The 14,145-nt window shown below is 68.3% G+C and carries 13 protein-coding genes; 3 read left to right on the forward strand and 10 right to left on the reverse strand.

Features of this window, described 5'->3' with window-relative positions:
- The first annotated feature begins 115 nt into the window (after window positions 1-115).
- On the forward strand, window positions 116-967 hold the full coding sequence (locus tag FDN03_RS06560; RefSeq protein ID WP_138175247.1) for an aminoglycoside phosphotransferase family protein: 852 nt from the start codon (window positions 116-118) through the stop codon (window positions 965-967).
- 39 nt (window positions 968-1,006) lie between these two features.
- On the opposite strand, the gene FDN03_RS06565 is transcribed toward FDN03_RS06560, so the two are convergent.
- From FDN03_RS06565 to FDN03_RS06600, 8 genes are all read right to left on the reverse strand, one after another.
- Window positions 1,007-1,789, reverse strand: coding sequence for a DeoR/GlpR family DNA-binding transcription regulator (locus FDN03_RS06565; protein ID WP_138175249.1), 783 nt, complete (start codon window positions 1,787-1,789; stop codon window positions 1,007-1,009).
- A 134-nt stretch (window positions 1,790-1,923) separates the two neighbouring features.
- A complete protein-coding gene (locus FDN03_RS06570) occupies window positions 1,924-2,781 on the reverse strand; it encodes a carbohydrate ABC transporter permease (protein ID WP_249354385.1) in 858 nt (285 codons plus the stop codon).
- Window position 2,782: 1 nt separating this feature from the next.
- Window positions 2,783-3,712, reverse strand: coding sequence for a sugar ABC transporter permease (locus FDN03_RS06575; RefSeq protein WP_138175251.1), 930 nt, complete (start codon window positions 3,710-3,712; stop codon window positions 2,783-2,785).
- A 177-nt stretch (window positions 3,713-3,889) separates the two neighbouring features.
- Window positions 3,890-5,146 (reverse strand): extracellular solute-binding protein, encoded by a 1,257-nt coding sequence (locus FDN03_RS06580; RefSeq protein WP_138175253.1) that lies wholly within the window; start codon window positions 5,144-5,146, stop codon window positions 3,890-3,892.
- Window positions 5,147-5,304: 158 nt separating this feature from the next.
- Window positions 5,305-6,141: a class II fructose-bisphosphate aldolase gene (locus FDN03_RS06585; protein ID WP_138175255.1), complete on the reverse strand. Its 837-nt coding sequence runs from the start codon at window positions 6,139-6,141 to the stop codon at window positions 5,305-5,307.
- Between the two features lie 8 nt (window positions 6,142-6,149).
- Complete coding sequence (locus FDN03_RS06590; protein ID WP_138175257.1) at window positions 6,150-7,079, reverse strand: 1-phosphofructokinase family hexose kinase; 930 nt, start codon at window positions 7,077-7,079, stop codon at window positions 6,150-6,152.
- Window positions 7,076-8,014, reverse strand: coding sequence for an ROK family protein (locus tag FDN03_RS06595; RefSeq protein WP_138175259.1), 939 nt, complete (start codon window positions 8,012-8,014; stop codon window positions 7,076-7,078). Before FDN03_RS06595 ends, FDN03_RS06590 begins: the two co-directional genes overlap by 4 nt.
- Window positions 8,015-8,017: 3 nt before the next feature.
- On the reverse strand, window positions 8,018-8,920 hold the full coding sequence (locus FDN03_RS06600) for a sugar isomerase (RefSeq protein ID WP_138175261.1): 903 nt from the start codon (window positions 8,918-8,920) through the stop codon (window positions 8,018-8,020).
- 236 nt (window positions 8,921-9,156) lie between these two features.
- On the opposite strand from FDN03_RS06600, the gene FDN03_RS06605 reads away from it, so the two are divergent.
- Complete coding sequence (locus tag FDN03_RS06605; RefSeq protein WP_138175263.1) at window positions 9,157-10,359, forward strand: N-acetylglucosamine-6-phosphate deacetylase; 1,203 nt, start codon at window positions 9,157-9,159, stop codon at window positions 10,357-10,359.
- Window positions 10,360-10,467: 108 nt separating this feature from the next.
- Here FDN03_RS06605 and tpx read toward each other — a convergent pair whose 3' ends face one another.
- Window positions 10,468-10,965, reverse strand: coding sequence for a thiol peroxidase (gene tpx / locus FDN03_RS06610; RefSeq protein WP_138175265.1), 498 nt, complete (start codon window positions 10,963-10,965; stop codon window positions 10,468-10,470).
- 249 nt (window positions 10,966-11,214) lie between these two features.
- Between tpx and FDN03_RS06615 the strand changes: the two genes are divergently transcribed.
- On the forward strand, window positions 11,215-12,879 hold the full coding sequence (locus tag FDN03_RS06615; RefSeq protein WP_138175267.1) for an HNH endonuclease signature motif containing protein: 1,665 nt from the start codon (window positions 11,215-11,217) through the stop codon (window positions 12,877-12,879).
- A gap of 19 nt (window positions 12,880-12,898) precedes the next feature.
- Here the strand turns inward: FDN03_RS06615 and hutI are convergent, their stop codons facing one another.
- Entirely contained in the window at window positions 12,899-14,089 is a 1,191-nt protein-coding gene (hutI, locus tag FDN03_RS06620) for an imidazolonepropionase (protein ID WP_138175423.1), read from the reverse strand.
- Window positions 14,090-14,145 lie beyond the last annotated feature (56 nt).

Consider the following 14,145-nt stretch of genomic DNA (forward strand, 5'->3'; position numbering starts at 1 on the left):
CTATGCGTGCCCGCTGTGCCTGGGCTGAAGCACCGCGGTGGCTGCGATAGCGTTGGAACCGCTCGGCCCGCAGGTCCGGGCGCCGCCCCGCCCACCACATACCAAGGGAGAACCCGTGAGTCGAGCCGCCACCGATGCCGAGCTGGCCCTGGCCCGGCGCCTGGCCCCGCAGCTGTCCTGGCAAGGGGCCCGGGTGGAGGAAGGCGGGCAGTTCCACCGGGTGCTGCTGGGCAACGAGCAGGCGGTGATCCGCATGGCCCGCACCCCGCAGGCCAGCGCGGCCATGCCCCGCAGCGTGGCCCTGCACCGGGCCGTCTCCGAACGCCTTGCCTGGCAGGTGCCCACCGCGCTGGGCCCGATCGCCACTGACGCGCAAGGGCTGGCGGCGGTGGCGATGCGCTACATTCCCGGCACCGCGCACCCACCGCACCGGGGCGATGCGTGCATCCTGCGCCGGGTGGTCGATGCCCTGGCCGAGGTAGAGCTCGACACGCTGCGCCCGCTGCTGGCCGAACCGTTCGCGTTCGGCGGGCCGTGGACCACCGAGCGCCGCCAGGCCAGCCACGATGCGCTGCCGCTCGAGCTGCGCCCGGCGGCCCTCACCCTGTGGGAGCAGCTGCCCGAACTGGCCCAGGTGCCCCCGGGCCTGGTGCACGGGGACCTGGCCGGGCACAACATGCACTGGGTCGACGGGGAGCTGATTGGGATCCTGGACTGGGACCTGGCCGCGGCCTGGGACCCGGCGCTGAACACCGCCTACTTGTGCCTGTGGCACGGCCAGGACCTGATCGACCAGGTCGCTCCGGATCCCGGGCAGGCCCGCCGGGCCAGGATCTGGCTGGGGCTGATGAGCCTGGAGCGCTTCAGCGACGCCATTGCGCGCACCGATCATCCGCGGCTGGACAAGCTGCTGCGCAAAATCGGCCCGCGCCTGCGCATGGCGGCGGCCGCCGCCGCACGCGGCTAGGCCCCACGCCGGGCGGTGCGCCGCGCAGCGGGCGGCACCCTAGGCGGTGAGCACCTTCAGCCCGGCCGCATCCAGGGCCGCAAGCTGGCCGGCATCCAGCTGCCGGTCGGTGATCATGCCGGTGAGGTTAGCGGTGTCCAGGATGACAAAGGAGCGGGTGCCCACCTTGGAGGAGTCCAGCACCAGGTAGCTGTCCCGGGACTGGGCGACCATCAGCTCGTTGACCGCCGCCTCCATCTCATCCGAGACCATCGGCCCCAGCCGCGGGTCCAGCCCGTTGACCCCCACGAAGCACAAATCCATGGTGATCTTGCCCAGCGCCGCCTGCGCCATCGGCCCGACCAGTTCATAGGACCGGGCATTGAGCACCCCGCCGGTGACCATCACCCGGATGTGCGGGCGCACCGCCAGCAGCCCGGCAATGTTCACGGCGTTGGTCACCACCGTCAGGGTGATGCGCCCCGGCTCCCCGATCAGGTCCTGGCGCATCCCCAGCTCGTGGGCGATCGCCTTGGTGGTGGTCCCGCCCGAAAGCCCAACCACCATGTCCGGGCGCACCATCGCCGCCGCCGCCCGGGCGATCTGCGCCTTCTCATCGTCGCGCGAATCGTTCTGGTAGCGGGCGGGCAGGTCGTAGGCCACGGTGCTGGAGACCGCCCCGCCGTGGGTGCGGGTGAGCAGGGAGGCCGCCGCCAGCGAATCCAGGTCACGCCGGGCGGTGGCCGCGGATACCCCCAGCTGCTCCACGATCTGCTCAACATCGATCTTCCCGTGCCGGGCCAGCAAATCCAGCACGTGGTTCAGCCGCTCCTCGCGCTTCATTCTCCCTGGTTCCTCCTGCCGCCCTGCCTGCGATCGGGCGCCGCCTGCCGCCCCCGGCGGGGACACGCGCCCGTTGATTAAGTCAACACCGCACCGGCGCCAACTGCCAAAAGCGCGGCGCCGCGCCGGTCACGCTACTTCACGGCACCGGCCGCCAACCCGCCGATCAGCCGCTTTTCAATCAACGCGAACAGGATGATCACCGGCACGATCGCCACGATCGAAACCCCGAACACGTACTGCCAGGCGGTGGCGTACTGCCCGATGAACTTGGTCAGCGCCACGCTCAGCGGCTGGTTCTCGGCGGTGGACAGGATCACCAGGGAGGCGGCGAATTCATTCCAGCAGGAAATGAACGTGAAGATCACCGCGGTCACGATCCCGGGCCACACCAGCGGCAGGTTGATGGTGAACAGCACCCGCAGCTTCCCGGCCCCGTCAATCTGCGCCGCCTCGTCAATGGAACGGGGCACCGCGGCGAAGAAGGAGTGCATGATCCACACCGCGAACGCCAGATTGAACGCGGCGTTGATCAGGATCATCGCCAGCCACGTGTCGTGGATGTTCCAGGCCAGCATCTGCTTGAACAATCCCGCGGTGAGCACCGCCGGCTGCAGCATCTGGGTGACGATCACCAGGAACATGAACACCATCTTGCCCGGGAACTTGAACCGGGCGGTGAAGTACGCGGCCGGGGTCGCCACCAGCAGCACCAGCAGGGTCGCAAACACCGAGATCACGATCGTGGAAACCAGGTTGTAGGGCACCGGGGTCTCCGGGGTGTCCCACATCGAGGCGTAGTTCGACCACTGCGCCCCGGCCTGGGGCAGATAGGAGGGCGGAATGGAGAGGATCTCGCTCTGGGTCTTCAGCGAACCGATGAACATCGTCGCGTACGGGATCAGGAACAGGGCCGCGATCAGCAGCCCCACGACCATGCGGGTGATGACCACCTTGCGCGGCGCGCGGTCCGCGGCGTCCAGCAGTGCCACCTCAGACCTCCTTCATGGGCTTGACGGTCTTGACGTAGATCGCCACGATGAGCACCACCACCGCGAAGTTCACGACCGACAGGGCCGAGGAGATGTCCAGGCGCCGGTCGAACTGCAGCACCTTGAAGATGTAGGTCATCAGGGTGTCGGCGTTCGTTCCGGGGATCGAACCGGTCATCACCTTCAGGATCGGCAGGTTGTTGAATACGTTGATGATGTTGATCAGCACCGAGACCGCCAGCGCGGAACGCAGCTGGGGCAGGATGACGAACAGGTAGGTCTGCCAGCGCCCGGCCCCATCCACGCGGGCCGCCTCAAGCGTCTCCTGGGGGATTGACTGCAGCCCGGCCAGCAGCGTGTAGGTGGTGAACGGGATCGACACGAAGATCGCCACGATCACCGAGACGAACATCGCCGGCACCGCGGACTTCGTCCAGCCGAACCCCTCATCCAGGACCCCCACGTCCATCAGGAACTTGTTGAAGATCCCGTAGTTCGGGTCCAGGCCGTAGTAGAACACGGTGGTGGTCATGACCACCGACGCCGCCCAGGGCACGATCACGGCCATGCGCACGATCGTTCGTCCCGGGAACGGCTTGTTCAGGAACTGGGCCAGTGCCAGGGAGAGCAGCACGGTGATTCCCACGACGGAAACCACCCACACGAAGGTGTTCAGCAGGATTCGCGGCAGCGCCGGGTCCTGGAAGACGGTCACGAAGTTTGCCAGCCCCACCGAATGCAGGTCCGTGCCGACCTGGGAGATCTTGCGGGTGGAGTTGAAGATCATGTAGCCGGCCGGGAAGGCGACCATGGCCAGGATCAGCAGCAGCGCCGGGCCGATCCACGGCAGTGAGCTGAAGAAGGACTGGTTCCCACTGGTGGGCCGGCGTTTGGCCGGCTCAACCGCAGTGAGCACGGGTGGTGCACTCATGGTTAGCTCCTTGGTCCCCTCCCGCCGGCGCCCTGGCAGCCGGGGCGGTGCAGCGGGCGGTGGCGGTTGCCGATGCCGGTAGGGCGGGCCGGTGGCGGGATGGGGAATCGACAATGGCGGAGGCCTGGTGTTGCGAGCGCCGGGCCTCCGCCATGGATCGGTGTGGTTTGCCGCCGGTTAGCGTGCGGCGTCGGCCTTGGCCTGGATCGACTTCAGCACGTCCTCGGCCGACTTGCCGGTTCCCAGTTCACCCATCAGGGACTTGAACGCACCGTCGGTGGCGTTCCAGGCCGGGTTGGTGGTCGGGTAGAACACGGCGTTGGGCAGCAGGTCCAGGAACGGCTTGAGCGTTTCATCCCCGGCCATGGCCTCGGACCCCGACTTCGTGGTGGGCAGGAAGCCCTCGGTGGAGACCCAGTCGGTGTAGACCTCGGAGGAGAAGAAGTAGTCCATGAACTCGCCTACCGCTTCCTTCTTCGCCTCATCGGCGCTGAAGGACATCAGCCGGTCGGCCACGCCCAGGGTGGCCGGGTCCCCGGTCTTGGTGGCCACCGGCGCGATGCCGTAGTTCAGGTCCGGGTTCTCGTCCTCGATCTGGCCCACGGTCTGCGGCAGGCCGTAGGCGAAGCCGATCTTGCCCTGGATGAAGGTGTTGAGCATCGGGGTGCGCTGGGTCGCACCCGGGTCCTTCTGCGTCACCCCGTCATCGATCATCTTCTTCATGAACTGCGCGGCTTCCAGGTTGGCCGGGGTGTCGACCTGGATCTGTTCGTCGGTGCCGAAGTTGCCACCGTTGCCGGCGAACCAGATCAGGCTCTCGCCCTGGGCCTCTTCACTGCCCAGCGGCATACCGTAGCCCGAGGCCTTGGTCTTTTCGCTGATCTTCTTGGATGCCTCATGCAGTTCATCCCAGGTGCCGGGCACCTGGGAAACCCCGGCCTCCTCCATCAGGTCCTTGTTGTAGAACAACGCGCGGGCCGAGGCAATCAGCGGCAGCCCGTACTGGGTGCCCTCGTACTTCTCGGCCTCGGCGAAGCTTTCCTGGAAGTCGGCCAGGGTCTCCTGCGAAGCGATGTCGCTGGCCGGGGCCAGCAGTTCCTCGGCGGCGAATTCGGCGAACGCTCCGCCGTTGTAGATATCCGGCGCCTGGTTGCCCTGCAGCTTGGTCTTCAGCACGCTTTCGATGTTTTCCCAGGACTGCACCTCGAGGTTCACGGTGATGTTCTCGTGTTCGGCTTCGAAGTCCTTGATGACCCCTTCCCACAGGCCCTTGGTGCCGGTGGAGTAGGTCGGGACCAGCATCTGCAGGGTCACGGCCTCCCCGCCCTCGCCCCCGCCGCCTTCGGCGGGCTTGTCGGAAAATCCGCAGCTGCTCAGGGCCAGGGCCCCGATGGCAGACAAAGCCAGCAGTGTTGTCCGTTTGGTGCGTTTCATTGCCAGTCCCCTGCGATGCGAGTGAGTGATTCTAGATTTTTTGTACTGAAATAAATCAGTAAAAATCAGGTTACTCACGATTATGAGATGTTATCTATCTCACGTCAAGGGTTCGGTGTTCCATTCCGGCAACTGGCGCACCAAAGAATCAGAACTGCTCACGCGCCCGCGAAGAGGCCCAGCAGCCGGGCAGCTTCCCGGGACAACGCCGAGCGTCCCGCCGCCAGGTACTTGCGCGAATCGACCCCGGCGGGGTTCTCATCCAGCCATTGGCGCACCGCTCGGGTGAAGAAGCCGTTCAGGTGCGTGGAGACGTTGATCTTGCGCAGCCCGGCGCGGATGCCCTCCTGCAGGACGGCATCGGGCACCCCTGAGGAGCCATGCAGGACCAGCGGAACCTCCAGGTGCCGCGCCAGCCGGTCGATGAGCTCCAAGTCCAGGTTGGCACTGCGTTCGGTCATGGCGTGCGAGGATCCCACGGCCACCGCCAGGGCGTCGACCCCGGTGCGCTGCACGAACAGCGCGGCCTCCTGCGGGTCGGTGCGCACCCCGGGGGCGTGGGCCCCGTCCTTGCCGCCGATCTCCCCCAGCTCGGCCTCGACATAGACCCCGGCCTCGCGGGCCGCGGCCACCACCCGGGCGGTGGCGGCCACGTTCTGCTCGAATTCCAGCTTCGCCCCGTCAAACATCACCGAACCGAAACCCAGCTCGATCGCCTGGTAGGCCAGGGCCTCATCCTCGGCGTGGTCCAGGTGCAGCGCGATTTCGGCGCTGGACTCCTCGGCCAGCGCCTTGCAGGCCAGGGTCAGCGGCGCCAGTGAGCCGTGGTACTTCATGCAGTTTTCGCTGATCTGCAGGATCACCGGCACGGCGGCCTGCTCGGCGGCGGTGATCAGGGCCTGCGCGGTCTCCAGGTGGATGACGTTAAACGCGCCCTGCCCGCGCGCCGCGCGAACGGCCTGGTCCATGATCTGGGCGGTGGGTACAAGTGGCATGCGGTTCCTTAGTGGTGTGCGTCGGTGGACAGGGTTTGGCAGATGACCTCCCGGGCCAGCTGCTGGTAGCTGGGGTGCACCGCCCCGGCGGTGGGCATCAGCACCGTGGCCGCGGACCAGGCCACGGCCCGGCGCAGCGTCGGCTCGATCTCCAGGCCCTGCAGGGCGCTGGCCGCCAGCGCGGCCACCGCCGAATCCCCGGCCCCGGTGGGGTTGCCGCTCAACGCCTGCGGCAACAGTGCGTGGGTCACCGGTTGCGAAGGGGCGAAGTGGTAGAGCCCGTCGGCCCCGGCGCTGGCGAAAACGGCGGGGGCGCCCAGCTCCAGCAGCTGCCGGGCCCCCTGAGACAGGCTGCTGCACCCGGTGGCCTCGCGCAGCTCATGCTCATTGGGCTTGAGCACCGCACCGGCCCGGGCGGCCTGCAGCAGCGCCTCGCCGCTGGCATCGGCCAGCACCCACACCCCGGCCCGCCGGGCCGCGGTGATCAGCCGCGGCAGCAGGTCCGCGGGGGTGTGTGGGGGCCAGGACCCGTTGATCGTCACCGCCCGGCAGGTGGGCAGCAGCCGAATGAACTCGTTTTCCAGCGCCTGGATGTCCTCCTGGCGCAGCGGCTCACCGCTTTGGTTGAACAGCGTGGTGGTGTTGGCCTGCGGGTCATGGAACGCCATCGAACGCCGGGTCTGCCCGGACACCGGAACCGCGTGGTGGGCCAGGTGTGCGGCCCGCAGTTCGGAGCACAGCGCCTCGCCGCTGGTCCCGCCGCTGGGAAAAAGCGCCAGGGCGCGGTAGCCGAGCTGTTCAAGCACCCGGGCGACGTTGATCCCCTTGCCCCCGGCCCGCCACAGCGGCATCGGCACTCGGTGGCTGGTGTCCAGGGTGATCCCGGGAACCTGGTAGCTCTCGTCGATCGCCGGGTTGGGGGTAAGCGTCAGGATCATGGGGTCCCTCCCGTGGTGGTGGTCTGGCGGGCCAGCAGCCAGGCGCCCTGCAGCCCGGCGTCGGCGCCCAGGGCGGCCGGAACCAGGCGCGGGCGGCGGTGGAAGGACAACCGGCGTTCCAGCGCCTGGCCCAGTTCGGCAAAGAAGGGAGGGCCGGCCTGGGCCAGTCCCCCGCCGATGACAATCCCGTAGGGGGCGGTGGTGGCGCACAGCTGGGCCAGGGTGAAGCTCAGCGCCTCGATGGCCTGCTCGATCACCTGCCCGGCGATGCTGTCCCCGGCCGCCCGGGCGGCGAACACCTGCTCTGCCCCGGGCACGGCGCTGGCCTGCTGGCTGTAGAGCCGGGCAATGGCCCCGGCCGAGGCGATGGTTTCCAGGCAGCCGGTGGCCCCGCACTTGCACGGCAGCCCGCCGGGCACCTGGGCGTGGCCCAGTTCCCCGGCGTACCCTTCGGAGCTGACCACCTGCCCCTCGACCACCAGGGTGGAGGCGATGCCGGTGCCGATGATCAGCAGGGCACTGTTGCGGCGCAACTGCGGGTCCTGGGCCCCGGCGCCCAGCTCCAGTTCGGCGCGGGCGGCGGTGGCCACATCGTGTCCGAAGCCGACCGGCAGGCCCAGCGCGTCCTGCGCCATCTGGCGCAGCGGTGCATCCACCCAGCCCAGGTTCGCCGAATAGCGCCCGATGCCGGCCGGGGCGTCGACCAGCCCGCACACGGCCAGGCCCACCGCCCGCGGCGGCTCGTGCGCGGTCTGGCGCAGCGTCCCGGCCAGGGTGGCCAGCTGTTCGATCAGCACGGCCGCCGGATCCTCGCCCGGTGCGGCGATGGCCGTGGGCTGGCGCCGCACGTGGTGCAGCTGGCCGCCGGCGTCGGCCAGGCCCGCCTTCACATCGGTGCCGCCGACGTCGAAGACCAGGTAGTGCCCGGTACCCATTTGCTAGTGCTCCAGGATGACCGAACGGGTCAGGTTGCGCGGGGTGTCCGGATTCATTCCGCGCGCGCGGGCCCGGTCCAGGGTGACCTTGTGGATCTGGGCGAGCTCGGCCAGCGGATGCAGGTCCCGGTTCAGGTAGAGCGCGCCGGTGGGCGCCAGCTGCTGGTCCAGGCCCTCGGGCTGCTCCCCGAGCATCCAGGTCACCCGGTTCGCAGCGGCGATCGAGATCGGGCCGTGGCGGTAGTCCATGGCCGGGTAGGCCTCGGTCCAGCCCTGCACGGCTTCACGCATCTTCAGCGCCGCCTCATGGGCCAGCCCGACGCTGTAGCCGCGGCCCAGGAAGGTGAACTGCTCCGCGTCGATCAGCGCCTGCTCGGTTTCCTGCCCCAGCAGCTCGGTGGCCTGGGCGATGGCCGGCTCCAGGTCCATCCCGGTGCTGGAGAGCAGGTAGGCCAGGGCAGTGGTGGCGAAGCGGGTCTGCACCACCGACTGCTCATCGGCGTACGGCAGGGCGATCATCGCATCGACCTTGGAGGCGATCGGCGAGTCGATGTCACCGACCAGGGCGATGGTGCGCAGCCGGCCGCCGAACCGCTCCAGCAGGTCCAGCACCTCGGAGGTGGTGCCGGAGCGGGTGATGGCCACCAGCGCATCGTAGTCGCGCGTGGCCAGCGGGGCCTCGGAGGCGGCGAAGGCGTCGGTCACGCCCAACCCGGCGGCCTCACGGGCCGCCGCATAGGCTTCGGCCATGAACCAGGAGGTGCCGCAGCCCACGACCGCGACCTTCTGGCCGGGGGCCGGCAGCAGGTCCTCGGCCTGCTGCTGGCTGACCGCCCGGGTCCACATCTCCGGCTGCGAGAGCAGTTCGGCTTCCATATGTGCCCCGGGCACAGTGTTCTCACTCATTGTTCTCCACCTTTCAGGCACGATTCTTCCGCAGAGCGTGCAACTCACCTCAGTGATGCTTATTTATGATTGTTTCTACCGTTTAACAATCAGAAACGATCTAAGACGAGTATACGTCGTACTTCCGCGCAAGGAAAGGCATGCACCGCCCACCCGCCTGCCCGCCCTGCCCGCAGCACGGGTCATCCAGCGCCCCGGCACCCGGGACGCGGTACCCCCGGCGCTAAACTAATCCCATGCCCAGCACCAGTTTTGTCATCTTCGCGCCCCTGCACACCGACGGATCCCACGTGCCGGACGGGGCGCTGGCCGTCACCGGCGAGCGCATCGCCTTTTCCGGCACGCGCGCGCAGTTCCTGGCCCGGGCCGATGCCGCGGCGTTCACCGTCCGGCCGGTGCCAGAGGGCGCCCAGCTGCTGCCCGGGCTGATCGACCTGCACTGCCACGGCGCGGTGGGTGCCGACTTCCCCAACGCCCAGCCGGGCCCCGTGGCCCAGGCCATCGACTTCCTGCACCGCGCCGGAACCACCACGCTGCTTGGCTCCCTGGTCACCGCGGAGCGCGGCACGATGCTGCAGGCCGCGGCCACCCTGGCCGACTTCGTCGAGGCCGGGCTGCTGGCCGGCATCCACGCCGAGGGACCTTTCCTCTCCGAGGCGCGCTGCGGCGCGCAGGATCCGCGCTACCTGGGCGATCCCGATCCCCGCTTCGTTGCCGATCTGGCCGCCGCCTGCCGCGGCACGCTGCGCACCATGACCTACGCCCCGGAACGCGCTGGCAGCAGCGAGCTGATCGGGCAGCTGGTCGACCTGGGCGTGCTGCCCTCCCTTGGACACACCGATTCGAGCACCGCGCAAGCCGCCAACTCGCTGCGCCACGCCCACCGCCGGCTGAGCGCCCACGCCTCGATGCCCTCCACCCCCACGGTGACGCACCTGTTCAACGGCATGCCGCCGCTGCATCACCGCAGCCCCGGGCCGCTGGCCGCCTGCCTGGAACAGGCCCGGCAGGGCCAGGCGGTGGTGGAGCTCATCGCCGACGGGGTGCATCTGGACCCGGACACCGTGCGCATGGTGTTCACCCTGGTGGGGGCCGCGAACATCGTGCTGGTCACCGATTCGATGGCCGCCACCGGGCTGGCGGACGGGAACTATGAGCTGGGCCCGCAGCAGGTCACCGTCGCCGACGGGCAGGCCCGGCTCAGCTCGGACGGCTCGCTGGCCGGGGGCACCGCCACCCTGCTGGATGTCGTGCGCCGGGCGGTGGCCGGTGGGGTGCCGCTGGAGCAGGCCCTGCTCTCCGCGACGGCGGTCCCGGCCCGGTTGCTGGGCCTGCAGGACACCGCCGGTGCCCTGCGCAGCGGACGGAGCGCCGATGTGCTGGTGGTCGACCAGGACCTGGAGCTGCTTCAGGTCTTCCGCCAAGGACGACCGCTCTAAGCATGCACCCTGCCCCGGCCAAAGGCCGCCGCGCACCGATTAACGCGAACCGGCGCCCACGCCCCTGAAGCACAGGGGTGTGGGCGCCGGTTTCCTTGGCTGCCGGGCTTAGCTCAGCGCGGCGATCGCGGCGTCGTAGTCCGGTTCGGTCTTGATCTCCGGAACCAGCTGGCTGTAGATCACCTTGCCCTCCTCATCCAGGATGATCACGGTGCGGGCCAGCAGGCCGCGCAGCGGGCCGTCGGCCTGGGTGACGCCGTAGTCCTCGCCGAAGCTGGAACGGAACGCCGAGGCGGCGACCACGTTCTCCAGGCCCTCGGCACCGCAGAAGCGGCCCAGGGCCATCGGCAGGTCCTTGGAGGCGCACACCACGGTGGTGTTCTCCAGGCCCGAGGCCAGTTCGTTGAAGCGGCGTACGCTGGCGGCGCAGACGCCGGTGTCCACCGACGGGAAGATGTTCAGCACGACGCGGCGGCCGGCCAGGGACGCGCTGGTCACGTCCTGAAGATCGGTGCCGGTCAGGGTGAATTCGGGAGCCTTGGCGCCAACGGCCGGCAGCTCGCCTACGGTCTGGACTGGGTTTCCATCAATTGCAGTAGTAGCCATAGTCCTTGTCTATCATGAAGCCGGTCACACGCCGCCGGATTTCGGCGAACATGACATGAATTCCGCTCTTGGCGTGCACCGGGGCCCGCCGGCTCATCCCGTTGCTCCCGGACACCATTGAGGCACCGCCGCCCTCGCGCGGCACCGCCCGCCTGGTCCAGCCACGTCTCTTCCGGCGCCGGAAGGCGTTTATCCCCAACCCGCCGCTTCTTGGAAGCCCCGACGTTGGGCGGCACCGAGACTGGGTCCATGAACACCATCTCCCTGGCCTCCGCAATGGAGGCGCTGCGCCGGGCCGCTGCGGCCGGCGGTTCCCGATTATCGGGGCAAGTGCTGGCCGAAACGGCACGGCTGAATCTGGAAATCCTGGACAACGTGCTGCAGGCGGCCACCCACCGTTCCGACCCCCGCGTTGCCGCCGAAATGGGCAGCATAGTTGAAAGCCTCTCGCACCGCATCAGCCGCGCCCGGCTGGAGCTGGCCCTGCTGGCCGAAGCCACCGGTGCCCACACACTGGACCTGGAAGAGTACGACGACCTGCGCGAGGGCAGGACCGACTACTCGCGGCCGGCCAGGTATGCCGCCGGCCGGCCCTGCTACAAGACCACGGCGGATTTCCTGGCCGCCTGGTTGCGAATCACCTATTTCGAGGCCGAGGGCATGCTCAATGACGCGCACCTGGTCATCGGGCGGGTCACCATTGCCGGAACGCTCACCACACCGCGTTTCGAGCAGTTGGGCACCACCTACCAGGATCCCGCGGTTGATCCGCGCGCGACCCTCCAAACGGCCCGCAGCCTGAACAGGCTGGAGCCCAAGGACACCATCGGCGAGGGAGCCCCCTTGCCGCCTGCCGCCCGGCAGCAAGATGGGCCGTCGCTGGAAGAACGCGCGGTGCAGATCCTGGAGGGCAATGAGCCGCGCACCGCGAAGAAGCAGGTGAACGAACTGGTCAAGAAGTACAAGGAGGAAAACGCCGAGGCCGCCACCCCGGAACTGGGGTTGTTCAAACGCCGCAGCATCAACGGGGTCGACGAGTACGTCCTGCGGGTGCGCGGCTCCGATGCCGGCTTCATGCGCTCCCTGGTGGCGCAGGCCGACAATCCCCGGACCAAGGCCGGTGCCGCAGCCCGCACCCGGCAGCCGGATGAAGAGAACTTGGCCGGACGGGAAGCGAATCCGGCAGTGGACAGCACGCAAACACCCAGCTGGCTGCAGCCCACCGATCCCCCTCCCCCGTGGGCGGTGGACGAAACCGGGGAAACAGGATCTGCGGCCGGGCCAACTGGTGCCCAGATTCCGGAGAATACCGAGGGCCTTTCGCCGGCCGAACAGATCGATCTGCAGGTTCCGGTCCCCATGCGGCGAATGAACGCGATGATGACCCTCATTCGGCAGAATGGTTCGGGAACCGCCAAGACCAAGGCCATCCGACCGCAGCTAATGGTCTTCATGCAGCTCGATGACCTGCGGGATCTGGCGACGGCCCATGGAATCACCACGCACGGCGTGAGGCTCACTCCGGGCGAGCTGCGACGACTGCTAACTGAAGCCGACATAATCCCGGTCGTGTTTGGCGGTGAGAGCCAGATATTGGATCTGGGCAGGGCCAGCCGCTTCTACCCCGACTACCTCCGCGATGGGATCATCTGCCGGGACAAGGGCTGCATCGTTCCCGGGTGCACCGAACCACCGGAAAACTGCGACGTCCACCATTTCGAGGGCGGGGGCTGGAAGGGCGGGTGCCGGACCAGGATCGGTTCCGGGTCGCTGATGTGCCGCAATGACCACACTGCGGAGCAGGCTGGGATCATCAAGGTCGTCAACTACAAGGGACTGCCCCACGTGATCATGCCAAAGCACATCGACCCCACCCAAACCCCGCAGCGCAACACCTACTGGGACAACATCTAAGGAGCTTGCGATGCGAGGATCAGACGCGTCGTTGCCCCGCCTGGTAGACCGCGTAGGTCAGTGGCATGCCCGGGCGGTAGGCCAAATGCGCCGCGGACGGGGCATCGAGCACATGCAGGTCAGCCCGCTTGCCCACTTCGATGGAGCCGACGTGGTCCTGGACGCCGAGGGCCAACGCCCCGCCATACGTGGCCGCCTCCAGCGCCTCGGGCAGGCTCAGGTGCATCTGCAGGACGGCCGTGGCCACGACGAAGTTCATGTTGCTGGTGTAGCTGGTGCCCGGATTGCAGTTGCTGGCCAACGCGATCACAGCCCCGGCGTCGAGCAGGTCGCGTCCCGGGGCCAGGGGTTGGCGGGTGGACAGATCGCAGGCCGGCAGGCAGGTGGCCACCACCCCGGGCCGTCCGGTACGGGTTGCCTGTTCCCAGTGGGCCCAGCTGCCTGCGAGCGCGGCGACGTCCTGCCGGTCCAGGTAGTTCACATGGTCCACCGACCGGCTGCCAAATTCAACGGCCAGTCGGACTCCAGGACCCGGGCCGAGTTGGTTGCCATGGACCTTGGTGGCGATTCCCCGGTGCGTGGCCGCCTGCAGCACCTGGCGTGCTTGCTCCTCGGTGAAGGCGCCTCGTTCACAGAAGACGTCGACGAAGTCAACATCCCCGGCCACCTCGTCCAGCATCGGACCGGCGACGGTCTGCGTGTACTGCTCCGCGTCCCAACCGGCTGGCACCAGATGGGCTCCCAGGAACGTTAACTGTTCCACCAGCGGACGGGCGATGCGGGCATGGCGGGCTTCCTCGGCCACGTCCAAGCCGTATCCCGTTTTGGTTTCCATCCAGGTGGTACCCATGGACAAGGCTTCGGCCCGACGTTCACGCACCGCGGTCGCCAGCTGCTGGTCGTCCAGGGAACGGGTGGCGGAGGTGGTCACGGCAATGCCGCCGGCCGCATAGTCCTGCCCGGCCATCCGGGCAACGAATTCATCGGCCCGATCGCCGCCGAAGATCAAGTGGCTGTGCGAATCGACCCATCCGGGAAGCACTGCGCGCCCGCCCAGGTCGTGGGTCTCCTCGGCCTCAGGGGCCTGCCCCGCCGGGCCGCTCCAGGCGATGAGACCGTTTTCGATCAATACCGCGGCATCGGCAAGAACCGTCCCCTCGGCATCGATGGTATTGAGCTGGGCAATATTTGTCAGCAGCAGGCTTGCCACAAGTTCCCCTTCCACGTCCTGAAACGACTCCAACGGTGCCCGGCTGGAAGCTGGGC

This window comes from Glutamicibacter sp. V16R2B1 (assembly GCF_005774635.1).
Classification (GTDB): Bacteria; Actinomycetota; Actinomycetes; order Actinomycetales; family Micrococcaceae; genus Glutamicibacter; species Glutamicibacter creatinolyticus.